We start from the raw sequence: 16,448 nt of genomic DNA, 5'->3' as shown, positions 1-16,448 counted from the left end.
GGAGCGCCGGGGGCGTGCCGGTGTCGACCTGGGGCATCGACTCCCTACGCTGGCCTGGTGACACTGATCGCGACCCAGTCGCTCACCAAGACGTACGGAGGTCGGGTCACCGCGCTCACCGACCTCACCGTCGCCGTCGAGCCCGGGATCATCGGCCTGGTGGGGGCGAACGGCGCCGGCAAATCCACCTTGATCAAGATTCTGCTCGGCCTGATCGCCCCGACGAGCGGGCAGGTCTCGGTGCTCGGCATCGACCCGACCACCGAACCGGCGGCGGTCCGCGCCTGCGTCGGCTACATGCCCGAGCACGACTGCCTCCCACCCGACCTGTCCGCCGCCGAGCTGGTCACCCACCTCGGACGGATCAGTGGCCTGCCGCGCACGGTGGCCCGCGAGCGTGCCTCCGAGGCGCTGCGTCACGTCGGGCTCTACGAGGAGCGCTACCGGCCGGTGGGCGGCTACTCCACCGGCATGAAGCAGCGGGTCAAGCTGGCCCAGGCGCTGGTGCACGACCCCGACCTGCTCTTGCTGGACGAGCCGACCAACGGTCTGGACCCGGCCGGGCGGGACGCCATGCTGGCGTTGGTGCACCGGATCGGCACCGAGTTCGGCATCTCCGTCCTGGTGTGCTCGCACCTGCTGGGCGAGGTGGAGCGGATCTGCGACACGCTGATCGCCATCGACGGTGGCCGGCTGCTGCGCGCCGACCACATCTCCGCCATGACCTCGGCCACCGACGTGCTGGCCGTCGAGGTCAGCGAGGGCACCGAGGAGTTGGCCGCCCGACTCGCCGCGCTCGACCTGCCGGTGGCGCGCGACGGCCGGCTGCTGCTCGTACCGCTCGCCGACGACAGCACCTACGACCTGATCCTCGGCGCGGTCGCCGAACTGGACCTGCCGCTGCACCGGCTGGACCAGCGCCGGCACCGGGTGGCCGAACTCTTCGCCACGAGGGAGCTCACCCATGCCTGAGCCGTCATCCGCCGTCCGGTCCGCGCCGGCCGGCGTCATCCACGACATCGGCTACCAGCGCTACGACGGCCCCCGCCTGGGCCGCCGGCACGTCTTCGGCGCGCTCTACCTGCACGGGCTGCGCACCATCTTCGGGCTCGGTCGCAGCGCCAAGGCCAAGATCTTTCCGTGGCTGGTGATCGGCATCGTCACCCTGGTCGCGGTGGCCCTGGCCGCCGTACGCAGCCAACTCGGTGAACCGGTCGCCACGTACGCCCAGTTCGCCGACGCGATGAGCTGGCTGGTCCTGTTCTTCGTCGCGGTGGCCGCTCCGGAGCTGGTCTCCCGCGACCTGCGCAGTGGTGTGCTGCCGCTCTACTTCTCCCGCCCTCTGCCGCGCGCCGACTACGCGATCGCCAAGCTGCTGGCGCTGGTCACCGGCCTCTGGCTGCTGCTCGGTGGACCGCAACTGATCATGTTCCTGGGTGCCGCGTTCACCACCAAGGACGGCCTGAAGGGCGTCTGGAACGAGCTGCTCGACCTGCTCCCCGGCCTGCTCTACGCCGGGCTGTGGGCGGTGGTCTTCGCCTCGGTGGGGCTGCTCGTCGCGTCGCTGACCGGCAAGCGCGCGTTCGCCGCCGGCGGGGTGGTCGCCGTCTTCCTGATGACCACGCCGATCGTGGGTGTGCTGAGCATCCTGCCGTCGCGCACGGCCAACGAACTGGCCGGGCTCGCCTCGCCCACCACCCTGGTCCAGGGGGTGGGCGTCTGGTCGCTCGGTGACCTGCTGGTCCCCGACAACCAGGGCGGCGGCCTGCCGATCGGTGGGTTCGGCCCGGTCTACGCCCTGGTGGCGGTGCTGCTGGTCGCCGGGGCGACCACCCTCCTGCTGGCCCGTTACCGGAAGGTCGCCTCCTGATGAGCAGCACCCTGAGCCTGACCGGGGTGTCCCGGTGGTACGGCAACGTGGTGGCCGTCAACGACATCAGCATGACCCTCGGCCCCGGGGTGACCGGTCTGCTCGGCCCGAACGGCGCCGGCAAGACCACGCTGCTGCACATGATGGCCGGGTTCCTCTCCCCGTCGCGGGGCACGGTGACCCTCGACGACGAGCCGACCTGGCGCAACCCCGACGTCTACCGTCGGCTGGGCCTGGTCAGCGAGCGGGAGGCGGTGCAGAGCTTCCTCACCGCGTACGAGTTCGTGCTCGCCAGCGCCAAGCTGCACCGACTGGCCGATCCGGCGGCGGCGGCCCGACGCGCCATCGACCTGGTGGAGTTGGAGTCGGCGCAGGACCGCCGGATCGGCACGTACTCCAAGGGCATGCGACAGCGCGCGCGGGTGGCCGCGGCGCTGGTGCACGACCCGCAGGTGCTGCTGCTCGACGAGCCGTTCAACGGGATGGACCCGCGTCAGCGGCTGCACATGATGGATCTGCTGCACTCCCTGGGCGACTCCGGCCGGACGATCCTGTTCAGCTCGCACATCCTGGAGGAGGTCGAGCAGGTCTCCGGCACGGTGCAGGTGATGGTGGCGGGCCGGCTGGCCGCCTCCGGCGACTTCCGGACCATCCGCCGGCTCATGACCAACCGGCCGCACGTCTTCGCGGTGCGCTCGACCGACGACCGGGCGCTGGCCGTCGCCCTGATCGCCGAGCCGTCGGTGAGCGGCGTCGAGCTGGACCGCGCCGGCCTGACCGTGCGCGCCGGCGACTACGGCGCCTTCACCCGGGCGCTGCCCCGGATCGCCCTGCGCCAGGGCATCCGGGTGCGTCAGTTGGTGCCGTCCGACGAGTCCCTGGAGAGCGTCTTCTCCTACCTGGTGGAGGCCTGAGAACATGTCCACGATTACCTGGATCACCGCGCGTGGGCTGTTCGGCCGGCGGCGGTTCCTCCTGCTGCTGCCCCTGCCACTGGTGCTGCTCGGCCTGGCCGTCCTCTGCCGGTCCCTGGGCGTGGACCCGGGCGAGTGGGGCCCGCCGGTGCTGGTCGGCCTCGGCCTGGCGGTGGTGCTGCCGGTGGTGGCCCTGATCATCGGCACGGGCGTGCTGGGCGCGGAGATCGACGACGGCACGGTCGTGCACATCCTCACCAAGCCGCTGCCGCGCTGGCAGATCGTGCTGCCGAAGCTCGCGGTCGCCACCGGCGTCACCGCGGCCACCGTCGCGGTGCCGCTCTACGTCGCGGGCGTGCTTGCCGATTCGGTACGCCTCGGACTGGCGCTCGCCGCCGCGTCCGCTCTCGGCGCGCTGGCGTACTCGGCGCTGTTCCTCGCGCTCAGCCTCATCACCCGGCGTCCGGTGCTGCTCGGCCTCGTCTACGTGCTGATCTGGGAGGGGCTGCTGGGTAACTTCGTCAGCGGCACGAAGGTGCTCTCCATCCAGCAGTACGTGATCGCACTCGCCGACCGGCTCGCCCCCAGCGGGCTGCTGGAGACCAGCGTTTCGGTGCCGGTGGCCGGCGTGATGACCGCGCTGGTGAGCGTCGGCTTCACCGTGCTGGCGATCGACCGCCTGCGCTCGTTCAGCGTGGCCGGCGAGACGAGCTGAGGCGTGCGGAGTCCGGCCAGCCCTCCGGCGACGGGTAGGGCTGGCCGGATGGACCGGGCGGGCCCCACCCACGAGGCTGGTGGACGTGACTGTCGAAGCGGAGCGCAGACCCTTGGCTGACCCGTACTCCCGCGGTAGCCGGGCGTGGCTGATCAGCCTCGCCGCTGCCGGCCTCGCGTCCGCGACGGTCGCGACGGCCGCCCAGGGCAGCGGCCGGTTCCACTGGTGGGCCGGCTTCATCCTGATCCCGGCCGCGCTGATCGCGGCCAGCGGCGGCCCGCTGCTGGCCCGCGGCGGTGGTCGCGCCTTCGCGGGTTACGTGGTCGCCTGCGTCGGGGCCCTGGCGTTCGTGGTGGGCGCTCTGCTGATGTTCGGCGCGATGGGTGAGGGCTGGCCACTGCTGGTGGTGCTGCCCTGCCTGGCGGTGGCCGGCACGTACGGCTGGCATGCCGGCCACCCGCTGGCCCGTGGTCTGCACCGCGCGGTGGCGCTGCTCGCGCTGACCGGCGCGCTGGTCGGTGTGACCCTGCAACTGCTCCACGCCCGGGTGATCCACCTGGAGACGGGTTGGTGGGGCGCGTTCATGATGCTCGCCGGGGTCATCGTGCTGGGCAACGCGGCTGAGCTGGCCCGGCACCGGATGCCGTACCGGCTCCAGGCGATCACCCTGCTGGTCGGGCCCTCCGTGGTGGCCTTCCTGCTCGGCCTGCGCTTCCTGCGCGGCTGGTGACGGCCGGTCCGCCGCCGCCCCCGGGGGGTGGGCGGCGGCGGACCCGGTCAGAAGGCGCAGGCGATGACGAGTTCCGGGGTGCGGTCCGGCAGCAGGTCGAGCTTGCCGATCCGGCCCGCCGCCCGCAGGTCGTCGGCGACCAGGGTGAGCTGCTCCAGCATCGCCGCCGGGCCCAGCGCCTCGGCCAGCGGCACCTCCGCCTTCATCGACAGCTTCCGCTCCGACTTGGCCCGCCGCACCTGGCCCAACGCGTCCCCGGCCAGCCGCAGCAGCGCGGGCTCGCCCGTCCCCTCGATCGCGCGGGCCACCTCGTAGGTGGTGGGCCAGGGCGCGCGGTGCACCGACCCGTACCGCCACCACGACCAGATCTCCTCGGTGACGTACGGCAGCACGGGCGCGAACAGTCGCAACTGCACCGACAGCGCCGAGGCCAGCGCCGCCCGCGCCGAGTCGGCCGCCGCTCCGGTGCCGTACGCCCGTTCCTTGACCAACTCGATGTAGTCGTCGCAGAACCGCCAGAAGAACGCCTCGGTCACCTGGAGGGCGGCCGTGTGGTCGTACCCGTCGAAGGCCGTGCTCGCGGCGCTGACCACCGTGCCCAGTTCGGCGAGCATGGCGCGGTCGAGCGGGGTCGTCGTGGCGGCGCGCAGCGCGTCCGCGGCGCCCAGGCCTAGCGCGAACTTCGACGCGTTGAGCAGCTTGGTGGCCAGCCGCCGGCCGACCTTGATCTGCGCCGGGTCGAAGGCCAGGTCCATGCCGGGCTTGCCGCTGGCGGCCCAGTAGCGCACCGCGTCCGAACCGTGCTGCTCCAGCAGCGCGAGCGGGGTGACCACGTTCCCCTTCGACTTGGCCATCTTCTTGTGGTCCGGATCGAGGATCCAGCCCGACAGCACGGTGTCCCGCCAGGGCAGCACCCCGTGCTCGAAATGCGAGCGGACCACGCTGTCGAAGAGCCAGGTCCGGATGATCTCCTGCCCCTGCGGGCGCAGGTCCATCGGGAAGACCTGCGCGAACAGCTCCGGGTCGGTCTCCCAGCCGCCGACGATCTGCGGCGTCAACGACGACGTCGCCCAGGTGTCCAGCACGTCCGGGTCGCCGATGAAGCCGCCCGGCCGCCCGCGCTGCGACTCGTCGAAACCGGGCGCCGGGTCACTGGACGGGTCGACCGGCAGCGCCGACTCGTCCGGCGTGAGAGGGTGGGACCAGTCCGGCTCGCCAGTGTCGTCGAGTCGGTACCACACCGGCACCGGCACTCCGAAGAAGCGCTGCCGGCTGACCAGCCAGTCGCCGGTCAGGCCACCCACCCAGTTGTCGTAGCGGTGTTTCATGTGCGCCGGCACCCAGTGCAGCTCCGCGCCCCGGGCCAGCAGCGTCGCCCGCAGTTCGGCGTCCCGTCCGCCGTTGCGCAGGTACCACTGGCGCGTGGAGACGATCTCCAGTGGCCGGTCGCCACGTTCGTAGAACTTCACCGGGTGGGTCACCGGACGCGGCTCACCGATCAGGTCACCCGCGTCGGCCAGCATCCCGACGATCTCCCGGCGGGCGCCGTTGACGGTCTGCCCGGCCAGCCCCGCGTACGGGCCCGCGGGCACCCCGGCCGGCGGCTCCGGAACCAGCCGGCCGTCGCGGCCGATGACGACCCGGGTGTCCAGGTCGAGATCACGCCACCAGGTCACGTCGGCGAGGTCGCCGAACGTGCAGACCATGGCGATGCCGGTGCCCTTGGCGGGATCGGCGAGCGGGTGGGCGCGCACCGGCACCTCGACGTCGAACAGCGGGCTGCGCACGGTCGCGCCCACCAGGTCGGCGTACCGCTCGTCGTCGGGGTGGCAGACCAGCGCGACGCAGGCCGGCAGGAGCTCCGGCCGGGTGGTGTCGATGAGCACCTCGCGCCCGCCGGGCCCGGCGAACCGCAGCCGGTGGTACGCGCCGGGACGTTCCCGGTCCTCCAGCTCGGCCTGGGCCACCGCGGTGGCGAAGCCGACGTCCCACAGCGTCGGCGCCTCCGCCTGGTACGCCTCACCCCGGCGCAGGTTGCGCAGGAACGCCCGCTGGCTGGTGGCGCGGGCCACCCGGCCGATCGTCGTGTACGTCAGGGACCAGTCCACCGAGAGCCCGAGCCGCCGCCAGAGGGCCTCGAAGACCTGCTCGTCGGCGACCGTCAGCCGCTCGCACAGCTCGATGAAGTTGCGCCGTGAGATCGGCGTCGGGTCGCGGCGGGCCGCGTCGTCGACCGGGGTGGCCGGCGGCCGCCACACCGGGTCGTACGCCAACGCCGGGTCGCAGCGCACCCCGTACACGTTCTGCACGCGACGCTCGGTGGGCAGCCCGTTGTCGTCCCAGCCGATCGGGTAGAAGACCGCCTTGCCGCGCATCCGCTGGTAGCGGGCGACGGTGTCGGTGTGCGTGTACGAGAAGACGTGCCCCATGTGCAGCTCGCCCGATACGGTCGGCGGCGGGGTGTCGATGGAGTACACGTCCTTGCGCTCCTTCGCGCGGTCGAACGCGTACGTGCCCTCCTCCTGCCAACGCTGCGCCCAACGCTGCTCGAGCCCGTCCAGACTGGGACGCTCGGGAACGCCGGCGCGGGCCGTCCTCGCCGTATCGGTCATCTGCCGATCGTAGGCATCAGCAGGGTGCCGGACCACGGAGTTGCGCATCGCCGGTCCTACACGAGCGAGTCGCGCCACTGCTGGTGCAGGGCCGCGTACCGGCCGCCGGACCCGACCAGCACGGCCGGCGGGCCGTCCTCGACGACCTTCCCGCCGTCGACGACGAGCACCCGGTCGGCGGTCTCCACTGTGGAGAGGCGGTGTGCGATCACCAGCGCCGTCCGGTCCCGCAGGATGGTGCCGAGCGCGCGCTGCACCAGCCGTTCCGTCGGCACGTCCAGCGACGACGTCGCCTCGTCGAGGATCAGCACGGTCGGGTCGGCGAGGAACGCCCGGGCGAACGCGACCAGTTGTCGCTGGCCGGCGGAGAGCCGCCCGCCGCGCCGGTGCACCTGGGTGGCGTACCCCTCGGGCAACGCGGCGATGAACTCGTGCGCGCCGATCGCCTGCGCGGCGGCCCGCACCTCGGCGTCGTCGGCGCCCGGCCGGCCGAACCGGATGTTCTCCGCCACCGTGCCGCTGAACAGGTGGTTCTCCTGCGTCACGAGCACCACGGCGCGGCGCAGGTCGGCGTCGCACACCGCGCGCAGGTCGATGCCGTCCAGCAGGACCGTGCCGGCGTCCGGATCGTGGAACCGGGCCACGAGCTTGGCGATGGTCGACTTGCCCGCGCCGGTCGGCCCGATCAGCGCGACCGTCTGCCCGGCCGGCACCCGCAGGTCCAGTCCGGCGAGGATGGGGGTGTTCGCGCGGTAGCCGAACGAGACGCCCCGGAACGTCAGCTCGCCGTGACCGGGGCCGCGCGGCAGCGGCACCGGCCGGGCCGGCTCGGCGACGCCGGGCCGTTCGTCGAGCACCCCGGCCAGCTTCTCGAGCGCGGCCGTCGCCGACTGCAACGAGTTGTAGAACTGGCTCAGCTCCTGCATCGGCTCGAAGAAGCGTCGCAGGTAGAGCAGGAACGCGGCGAGCACGCCGATCTCGGTCCGTCCGTCGAGCACCCGCCACCCGCCGTAACAGAGCACGATCGCGACCGTGAGGTTGCCGATCAACTTGATCGCCGGCGAGTACGTGGCGATCAGCCGGAACGCGTGCAGGCTCGCCCGTCGGTAGTCGTCCCCGAGCGTCACGAAGATCCGCTGGTTGCGCGGCTCCCGACGGAACGTCTGCACCGCCCGGATGCCCCGCATCGACTCGACGAAGTGCACGATGACCAGGGCGATGGCCTCCCTCGTCCGCCGGTAGGCGGTGGCCGAAGCCCGGGCGAACCAGCGGGAGAGCCAGAACAGGAACGGGAACGCGAGCAGCGTCACCGCGGCCAGGGGCAGGTCCAGCCAGAGCAGGATGGCAGCCACCGACAGGATCGACAGCGCGGCCAGCACCAGGCTGTCGATTCCCCCGTCGACCAACTCGGCGATGCTGTCCAGGTCGCTGGTGAGGCGGGACACCATCCGACCCGACGTGTACCGCTCGTGAAAGCCCACCGACAGTCGCAGGAAGTGCCCGAACACCCGCTGTCGCAGGTCCAACAGAACGGCCTGGCCGATGCGGGCGGAGAGGGTCAGGAAGCCGCGGCGGGCCGCGTACTCCGTCACGGCGGCGGCGGCGAACGCCCCGGCCACCGCGACCAGCGGGGTGGCGTTCCCGGCGCGCAGCGGGGCGATGGCGCGATCGATGCCGACCATGACCAGGTACGGGCCGGCCATCGCGGCGGCGTTCTGCGCGAGCAGCAGACCGACGGCGGCGGCGAGTCGCCCCCGGTGCGGGCGCAGCAGGTCGGCCAGCAGGGCCCGGCTGTGCCGGCGCAGCCGGGCGACGGCCTCCGGGGTGTTCTCCTCGGCCCGGCTCCGGTCGGCCTCCGGGTCGGTGGCCGTCCCCCGCCAGCGGGCCAGCTCCGGCTCCCCACCGGGAGACGGATCGGCCTGCTCCGGGGTTGTCACGAGCGCACCAGGCCCCAGCCGTCCGAGGTGGACGCGCCGGGCCCCGGCGGCCCGACACCCCGGGCCCGGTTCCGGCTGCGTGGACGGCGGTGGCCGGTTGCGCGGGTGGTGGCTCGGCGGCTCCTGGGTGAGCCGGTTGCGCGGGTGGTGGCTCGGCGGCGAGCAACGACCGGTAGGCGGGCACGGTGGCGAGCAGTTCCGAGTGCCGGCCGACCGCGGCGATCCGTCCACCGTCGAGCAGGGCGACGCGGTCGGCCAGCGCGATCGTCGACGGCCGGTGCACCACCAGCAGCGCGGTGCTGGCCCGCAGCACCTGCCGTAGCGCCGCCTCCACCAGCGCCTCGGTGTGCACGTCGAGGGCGGACAGCGGGTCGTCGAGCACCAGCAGCGCCGGGCGACCCAGCACCGCCCGCGCCAGGGCCAACCGCTGCCGCTGGCCCCCGGAGAGGGACAACCCCTGCTCACCCACGCGGGTGGCCAGGCCCCACGGCAGGTCGTACGCGAAATCGGCCTGTGCCAGCGCGAGAGCCGCGCGGACCTCGTCGTCGTCGGCGTCCGGGCGGCCCAGAGTGAGGTTCTCCCACACCGACATGGAGAAGAGGGTGGGTTCCTCGAACGCCACCCCGACCAGCCGGCGCAGCGAGGCCAGCCGCAGGTCGCGCAGGTCGTGCCCGTCGAGCGTGATTCGGCCGCCGGTCACCTCGTGCAGTCGGGGCACCAGCGAGAGCAGGGTGCTCTTGCCGCAGCCGGTGGCACCGACCAGGGCCAGCGTCTCGCCCGGCTCGATGGTCAGGTCGATCTCGTCCAGGACGCCCGTGGCCGCGCCCGGGTAGCGGAAGGCGACCCCTTCGAAGCGGAGCCGACCCCGGACCGCGTCGCGGCTGAGCGTGAGCGCGTCGGGAGCGTCCACGATCTGCGGTGGAGTGTCCAGCACCTCCTGGACCCGGTCGGCGGCGGTGGCGGCCTCCTGCCCGTTGGCGATGATCCAGCCCAATGACTGCACCGGCCAGATGAGCATCAGTTGGAGGCTGGCGAACGCCACCAGCTCCCCGAGCGTGAGCACGCCCCGCGCAGCGGCGGCGGCACCGGCGACCAGCACCACGCCCAGCGTCAGGTTGGGCACCAGGTCGAGCAGCGCCGCCGTGTTCGCCAGCAGCCGGCCCTTGCCCACGCCGGTGTCGTGCAGCGTCCGGGCCCCGTCGGTGAAGCGGGCGGCCAGCTCGGGCCCCCGCCCGTACGCCTTCATCGTGCGCAGACCCTGCGCGGTCTCCTCGACCAGCGTCGCCACGTCGCCCTGCTGGTCCTGCATTCGCCGGGACGCGGTGTGGTAGTGCCGACCGAACCGGCGGGTGATCAGCAGCAGTGGCACGGCGCTGGCCGCGACCAGCAACCCGAGCGCCGCGTGCAGGTGGATCAGCAGCAGCACCACCACCACGTAGGTGGTCAGGTTGAGCACCAGGAAGAAGACACCGAACGACAGGAACCGGCGGATCACCGACAGGTCGCTGGTGATCCGGGAGAGCAGTTGGCCGGACTGCCAACGGTCGTGGAAACTGGCCGGCAGCCGTTGCAGGTGCGCGTAGACGTCGGCGCGCAGCGCCGCCTCCATGCCCACCGCCGAGGACGACTGCACCCACCGGCGGATGAAGATGAGCACCGCCTCGACCACGCCGAGCAGCAGCGCCAGACCCCCGAGCTGGAGGAGGCCCGCCGGCTCGTGGCGGGCCACCGGCCCGTCCACCACGCGCTGCACCACCAGGGGTACGGCGATCCCGGCGGCCGTGCCGGCGAGCCCGGCGACCAGCAACCAGACGAACTCGGTGGCGTACGGGCGCAGGTAGCGGCGCAGCCGCCAGAGGTTGTGCACGGGGTGGCGGCCCGCGGCGACCGGGGCGGCCCGGTCGCCGTCGCTCTCCACAGGCACTACCCGACGGTAGCGTCATTGGGTGCCCGTGTAGTTGTCAGCTTGCCGTCAACCGCCGCTCATGACCGAGAAGCCACTTCTTCACGTCCAGCCCCCAGCGGTAGCCACCGAGGCTCCCGTCGGTACGCAGCACCCGGTGGCAGGGCACGAAGAGCGCTGCGGCGTTACGCGCGCAGGCGGCCGCCGCGGCCCGCACCGCGGGTGGCCTCCCGGCCAGCGCCGCGTACCCCGTGTAGGTGACCGGCGCGCCCGGCGGCACGTCCCGCAGCACCTGCCAGGCGTACGCCATGAACTCGCCGCCGGTGTGCTGCCGTACCGGCACCGAGTCGATGGCGGCGAGATCCCCGTCCAGGTAGGACCGGACGGCCACGGTGGTCGGCCCGAGGTCGGCGCGTTGCCGTACCGACGCGCGCAGACTCGGGTGGATCAGGGGCGGCAGCGCCTCCGGGTCGGGGGTGAAGCCGGCCGCCAGGACCTGACCGTCGCGGTCGGCGAGGATGCTCAGCGGGCCGGTCGGGGTGGTCAGGACGGTGCTGTCGATGCTCATGCCGCTCTCCAGAGTCTGATCGTGGCGTAGGACCGCCAGGGGCGCCACCGTTCGGCGTGCGCGTCGAGGTTCTTGTGGGGTAGGCCGAGCGCCGTCGCGCCCCGGCGGATCGCGAGGTCGCTGTCGAGGAGGACGTCGGGGTCGCCGAGGGCGCGCATGGCGAGGTAGTCGGCGGTCCACGGCCCGATCCCGGGCAGCGCCAACAGCCGCCGCCTGGTCTCCTGACGGTCGCCCCCCGGCGCGAGATCCACGGCCCCGTCCACCAATGCACGGGCCAGCCCGCGAATGGCCTCCCGCCGCCGCAGAGGCATCCCGAACTCCCCATCCGGAATCCCCAGAACCTCCTCCGGCGTCAGAAACCCCCGCAGGTCACCCCGTTGATCATGAAGTTGTTGTCGCGACACGCCGTCGTCGGTGGCAACAACTTCATGATCGGCGCGGCTGGCCAGTAGGCGGGTCAGGGTGGTTCTCGCGGAGCGCACCGAGACCTGTTGGCCCACTATCGCGCGTACGGCCATTTCGAAACCGTCGACCGCGCGGGGGACGCGGATGCCGGGCTCGGCCGCCACCGCCGGGGCCAGGGCCGGGTCCGCCGCCAGCGTGGCGTCGACCGCCTCCGGGTCCGCGTCGAGGTCGAGCAGACGTCGGCAGCGGGCCACCGCCGGCGCGAGGTCGCGCAGGTCGGTCAGGCGCAGCGTCGCCGCCACGTGCCCGTCCGCCGGGGTCAGGGCCACCTGGCCGGGGCCGTGTGGCAACCGCAACCCCCGGCAGTACGTCCCGTCGCGTACCTCCTCGACGCCCGGCAGCGCGCGCACCGCGAGGAAGTCCAGCAGCGCGTGGGCGTGCAGGGGCGGACGGTACGCCAGCCGGAGTGTGATCGTCCCCGCCCCGATTGCCGCCAGGTGTCGGCCGCGAGCGGTCCGCAGCTCCGAGGGGGCGCTCGCGTACACCTCGCGGACCGTGTCGTTGAACTGCCGCACGCTGCCGAAGCCGGCGGCGAACGCGATCTCGGCCATCCCCAGCCCGGTCGTCTCGATGAGGATTCGCGCGGTCTGCGCACGCTGGGCCCGGGCCAGTGCGAGCGGCCCGGCCCCCATCTCGGCGCGCAACATCCGGTGCAGGTGCCGTTCGGTGTAACCCAGTCGGGCGGCCAGCCCCGGCACGCCGTCCCGGTCGACCACCCCGTCGGCGATCAGCCGCATCGCCCGGCCCACCACGTCGGCGCGGACGTCCCACTGCGGCGAGCCCGGCGCGGCGTCCGGCCGACAGCGGCGGCAGGCGCGCAACCCGGCGCCCTGCGCGGCAGCGGCCGACGGAAAGAACCGGACGTTCTGCCGCTTCGGGGTGACCGCCGGGCAGGACGGCCGGCAGTAGATCCCGGTCGACGTCACGCCGGTGTAAAACCAGCCGTCGAACCTCTGGTCGCGACTGTCCACCGCCCGGTAGCACCGTTCGAAGTCCATCTCCACGCCACCGATGATGCCCCGCTGCTCAAGCCCCCGGCTGGCGGAAATCAGACCTGGCCGTGCCACCCCGGCCCTCGGCCCCCTTTCTTCCGGTGATCAAGAGGTTCGCGTCACGACACGCCGTGCACCGTGACGCGAACCTCTTGATCACCAGGGCGGAGAGGCAGGGTGGGGGATTTCCGCCCGGGAGTGTCGGTCGTCCCGGGTAACGTCTCGCCACCAACTCAAGAAGGGGGGCGGCGATGGCGAGCGTTGCGGGTTGGGTGGCGGCGTCGACACACGGCTCGATTCCGCCGTTGCCCCGCGCCGTGGTGCAGTCCTTCTACCGCCGGATGCGGGCCGTCGCGCCGGCCGCCGTCGGCGCCATCGAACGGGACCGGCCCGCCGACCAGGCGGAGCCGTTCGCCGACACCGCCTGCGGCCGGCTGGTCCGGTCGCTCGACGAGGCCGGCCTGCGGGCGCTCGGGATGTGGACGCATCACCGGTGCATGCGTTTCTACGACGACGACACCACCGTCGGCCGGCGGCTGATCGGGGAGATCGCGGGCCGGCCCAGCCTCGGCTGGACGGCGGACGAGGTGCGCTGGATGCTGCGCGAGTCGATCTCCGCGGGCCCGGCGGCGGCGGACCGGTTCACCCTGCCCCGCGCCGCGTGCGCGCAACTGCCCGCGTCCGAGCGGCCGTTCGACGACCTGCCCGCCGAGATCGAGCCTTCCGCCGGGGGCACGGCGGCGAGGCGCCGGCCCGATCCGCAGGCGTCTCCGTCGGGCGCGTCGAGCGTCACCGCCGACCCGGCCAGCGCGCGGCCCGCTCTCCTTCCCCGGCAACGCCGCGCCGGCTGAGCGGGTTGGGTCGACGCCGTGCCGGCTGGGCGGGTTGGGTCGACGCCGTGCCGGCTGGGCGGGTTGGGTCGACGCCGTGCCGGCTGGGCGGGTTGGGTCGACGCCGCCTCGGCTGAGCGGCCGCGCCGACGTATCGACGGAGGTCGGACAGGTCGACGCGCCCGGCTGCTGGTAGACCTTGAAGAATGATCGACTACGGCAGGATGCTGGGCACAGCACACGACGGAAGGACCGCTCATGCCCGCCAGTGAACCCACCATCCTCGCCACCAGCATGGGCTTCTTCCGTGGCGACCGGGGGCCGTCCGACCTGCGTCCCGGCCCGATCTTCGAGCTGGCCGCCGAGTTGGCCGAGGCCGGTCCGCAGCCACGGATCTGCTACCTCGGGCAGGCCGTCGGTGACCAGCCGACCTCGTTCACCGCTGTCTACGGGGCGTTCGCCGACACGCGGTTCCGTCTGTCGCACCTGGCGCTGTTCCCGATGCCGAACGTCGACGACGTCCGAGCCCACCTGCTCGCACAGGATGTGATCTGGGTCGGCGGCGGTAGCGTCGCCAATCTCGTCGCGGTCTGGCGGGTGCACGGGCTGGACGAGATCCTGCACGAGTGCTGGCAGGCCGGCGTGGTGTTGGCCGGTGTCTCGGCCGGTTCGATTTGCTGGCACGTGGGCGGCGCCACCGACAGCTTCGGACCCCGGCTGCGCGGCTACACCGGGGCGTTGGGTTGGCTGCCGTACGGCAATGGCGTGCACTACGACAGCGAGAGTCAGCGTCGGCCGCTGATGCACGAGCTGGTCGGCGACGGGACGTTGCCGACCAGCCACTGCACCGACGACGGCGTCGGCCTGGTCTACCGGGGGACCCGGCTGGTCGAGGCGGTCGCCGACCGCGAGGGCGTCTCGGCGTACGAGGTGAGTCGTCGCGCCGATGGCAGTGTGCGGGAAGAGGTCATCGCGCCCCGTCTGCTCCCGTGAGCGCCGGTCAGACCCGATCTTCGAACGCGGCACACACGGTGGCCCGCGCCTGCTGGCCGTCGATCGCCCGCAGCAGCTCCCGGGCCAGGGTGATCTGCTGCGCCTCGTCGACCGACCGGTCCATCGGCGTCACCTCCACCCGCCACCGGAAATAGAGATAGCCGTCCTCGTCGGTGGCGGCGAGCCGCGGGTCGGCGCCCTCGTTGGTGTTGATCTCCAGCAGGTTGCCCCGGACGTCGACCGAGTCCCGGCGGTAGGGCTTCGCGTCGGGCAGCCGGGCGCGGATCAGGTCGAGCAGCTCCGCCGCCGTCAGCGGGCCGTCGACCATGATGAGGAACTGCAACGTCGGCACGTCTGCCACCCTGGCAGACACGCTGAGGAGCGACCAGGGCCCCGTTCGGTCCGGTGGAATCGGAGCCGCGGCGACCGGCCCGCTCGGCACCGGCGTAAGCTGGCTCGTCGTGAGTCTCACCATCGGCATCGTCGGCCTGCCCAACGTCGGCAAGAGCACGCTTTTCAACGCGTTGACCAAGAACGACGTGCTGGCGGCGAACTACCCGTTCGCCACCATCGAGCCCAACGTCGGCGTGGTCGGGCTGCCCGACGAGCGGCTGGGCAAGCTCGCCGAGATCTTCTCCTCGCAGAAGGTGCTGCCGGCTCCGGTGTCGTTCGTCGACATCGCCGGCCTCGTGCGCGGCGCGTCGAAGGGGCAGGGGCGGGGCAACGCGTTCCTGGCCAACATTCGGGACGCCTCGGCGATCTGCCAGGTGGTCCGGGCCTTCTCCGACCCGAACGTGGTGCACGTCGACGGCAAGGTCTCCCCGGCCGACGACATCGAGACGATCAACACCGAGCTGATCCTCGCCGACCTGCAGACCCTGGACAAGGCGCTGCCCCGGTTGGAGAAGGAGGCCAAGCTCCGCAAGGACCGGGCCGCCGCGGTCGCCGCCGCGAAGCAGGCCATCGAGGTGCTGGACGGCGGCACCACCCTCTACTCCGGGGCCGCCGCCGCGAAGATCGAGCTGGAGCACCTGCGCGAGCTGCACCTGCTCACCACCAAGCCGTTCCTGTACGTCTTCAATGTCGACGAGGCCGAACTCGCCAACGAGGCGTTCCTCGACGAGCTGCGTGCCCTGGTCGCCCCCGCCGAGGCTGTCTTCATGGACGCCAAGATCGAATCCGAGCTGGTGGACCTGCCCGAGGAGGAGGCCCGCGAGCTGCTGGAGTCGATCGGGCAGAACGAGCCCGGCCTCAACCAGCTCGTCCGCGTCGGCTTCCGTACGCTCGGGCTCCAGACGTACCTCACGGCCGGCCCCAAGGAGGCCCGGGCCTGGACCGTCCCGGTCGGCGCGACCGCGCCGGAGGCCGCGGGTGTCATCCACAGCGACTTCCAGCGCGGCTTCATCAAGGCCGAGGTGGTCTCCTACGGCGACCTGGTCGAGGCCGGCTCGATGGCGGCGGCGAAGGCGGCGGGCAGGGTCCGCATCGAGGGCAAGGAGTACGTCATGCAGGACGGCGACGTCGTGGAGTTCCGCTTCAACGTCTAGGTGGGCCGCGTTCGCGCAGGTCACGGGCTACGTCACGCCTCCATGGTCCGCAGGGAGTCCGCAGGCCGTTCGGTGCGGCCCAGCGTTTCGGTCATCAGAGCGGCCGTCGCTTCGCGGGTCCGATCCTCGGCCGTCGAACACAGGTGGCTGTGTAGTGGCGTAGGTCGTGCAGTGTGAAGCCGGTAACCCCGGCGTCTCGGCAGGTCCTGCGCCACCAGTAGCCGACGGCGTTCTGGTGCGGCGGGTCGCCGGGCTTGCCCTCGAAGAGCCAGCGCCGGGGGTCCGTGCTCTCGGTGCTTGGCGGCGGCCCGCCTCGATGTTCATCGGCACCGTCGTCGACATCGCCGGATCGTCGTACAGCTCAGCAGCTTT

12 protein-coding genes and 2 pseudogenes are annotated in these 16,448 nt (G+C 72.5%); 8 read left to right on the top strand and 6 right to left on the bottom strand.

What is annotated here, in order from left to right; all coding sequences use genetic code 11:
• The first annotated feature begins 57 nt into the window (after positions 1–57).
• From ACQP0N_RS28485 to ACQP0N_RS28465, 5 genes are all read left to right on the top strand, one after another.
• Positions 58–972: an ABC transporter ATP-binding protein gene (locus ACQP0N_RS28485; protein ID WP_433115413.1), complete on the top strand. Its 915-nt coding sequence runs from the start codon at positions 58–60 to the stop codon at positions 970–972.
• Complete coding sequence (locus tag ACQP0N_RS28480; RefSeq protein ID WP_433115411.1) at positions 965–1,870, top strand: ABC transporter permease; 906 nt, start codon at positions 965–967, stop codon at positions 1,868–1,870. The genes ACQP0N_RS28485 and ACQP0N_RS28480 overlap by 8 nt, the downstream gene beginning before the upstream one ends.
• On the top strand, positions 1,870–2,784 hold the full coding sequence (locus ACQP0N_RS28475) for an ABC transporter ATP-binding protein (RefSeq protein ID WP_433115409.1): 915 nt from the start codon (positions 1,870–1,872) through the stop codon (positions 2,782–2,784). The genes ACQP0N_RS28480 and ACQP0N_RS28475 overlap by 1 nt, the downstream gene beginning before the upstream one ends.
• A gap of 4 nt (positions 2,785–2,788) precedes the next feature.
• On the top strand, positions 2,789–3,499 hold the full coding sequence (locus ACQP0N_RS28470; RefSeq protein WP_433115407.1) for an ABC transporter permease subunit: 711 nt from the start codon (positions 2,789–2,791) through the stop codon (positions 3,497–3,499).
• Between the two features lie 85 nt (positions 3,500–3,584).
• Positions 3,585–4,229, top strand: a complete 645-nt coding sequence (locus ACQP0N_RS28465) for a hypothetical protein (RefSeq protein WP_433115405.1) — start codon at positions 3,585–3,587, stop codon at positions 4,227–4,229.
• 47 nt (positions 4,230–4,276) lie between these two features.
• On the opposite strand, the gene valS is transcribed toward ACQP0N_RS28465, so the two are convergent.
• From valS to ACQP0N_RS28440, 5 genes and pseudogenes are all read right to left on the bottom strand, one after another.
• A complete protein-coding gene (gene valS / locus ACQP0N_RS28460; RefSeq protein ID WP_433121871.1) occupies positions 4,277–6,841 on the bottom strand; it encodes a valine--tRNA ligase in 2,565 nt (854 codons plus the stop codon).
• Positions 6,842–6,897: 56 nt separating this feature from the next.
• A complete protein-coding gene (locus ACQP0N_RS28455; RefSeq protein WP_433121870.1) occupies positions 6,898–8,778 on the bottom strand; it encodes an ABC transporter ATP-binding protein in 1,881 nt (626 codons plus the stop codon).
• A gap of 118 nt (positions 8,779–8,896) precedes the next feature.
• Positions 8,897–10,702 (bottom strand): annotated as a pseudogene (locus ACQP0N_RS28450) (ABC transporter ATP-binding protein); the annotation flags it as partial.
• 37 nt (positions 10,703–10,739) lie between these two features.
• Positions 10,740–11,249 (bottom strand): methylated-DNA--[protein]-cysteine S-methyltransferase, encoded by a 510-nt coding sequence (locus tag ACQP0N_RS28445; protein WP_433115403.1) that lies wholly within the window; start codon positions 11,247–11,249, stop codon positions 10,740–10,742.
• Positions 11,246–12,718: a DNA-3-methyladenine glycosylase 2 family protein gene (locus ACQP0N_RS28440; protein WP_433115401.1), complete on the bottom strand. Its 1,473-nt coding sequence runs from the start codon at positions 12,716–12,718 to the stop codon at positions 11,246–11,248. The genes ACQP0N_RS28445 and ACQP0N_RS28440 overlap by 4 nt, the downstream gene beginning before the upstream one ends.
• A gap of 239 nt (positions 12,719–12,957) precedes the next feature.
• Between ACQP0N_RS28440 and ACQP0N_RS28435 the strand changes: the two are divergent.
• A pseudogene (locus tag ACQP0N_RS28435) lies at positions 12,958–13,470 on the top strand (hypothetical protein); the annotation flags it as partial.
• Positions 13,471–13,794: 324 nt separating this feature from the next.
• Positions 13,795–14,529 (top strand): Type 1 glutamine amidotransferase-like domain-containing protein, encoded by a 735-nt coding sequence (locus tag ACQP0N_RS28430; protein ID WP_433115399.1) that lies wholly within the window; start codon positions 13,795–13,797, stop codon positions 14,527–14,529.
• A 7-nt stretch (positions 14,530–14,536) separates the two neighbouring features.
• On the opposite strand, the gene ACQP0N_RS28425 is transcribed toward ACQP0N_RS28430, so the two are convergent.
• Positions 14,537–14,881, bottom strand: a complete 345-nt coding sequence (locus ACQP0N_RS28425) for a hypothetical protein (protein ID WP_433115397.1) — start codon at positions 14,879–14,881, stop codon at positions 14,537–14,539.
• 109 nt (positions 14,882–14,990) lie between these two features.
• On the opposite strand from ACQP0N_RS28425, the gene ychF reads away from it, so the two are divergent.
• Positions 14,991–16,076: a redox-regulated ATPase YchF gene (ychF, locus tag ACQP0N_RS28420; RefSeq protein ID WP_357126155.1), complete on the top strand. Its 1,086-nt coding sequence runs from the start codon at positions 14,991–14,993 to the stop codon at positions 16,074–16,076.
• Positions 16,077–16,448: the final 372 nt, after the last annotated feature.

The sequence above is a fragment of the Micromonospora sp. CA-246542 genome (assembly GCF_050942905.1).
Taxonomy (GTDB): domain Bacteria; phylum Actinomycetota; class Actinomycetes; order Mycobacteriales; family Micromonosporaceae; genus Micromonospora.
This window is presented reverse-complemented; position numbering and strand designations above follow the sequence as displayed.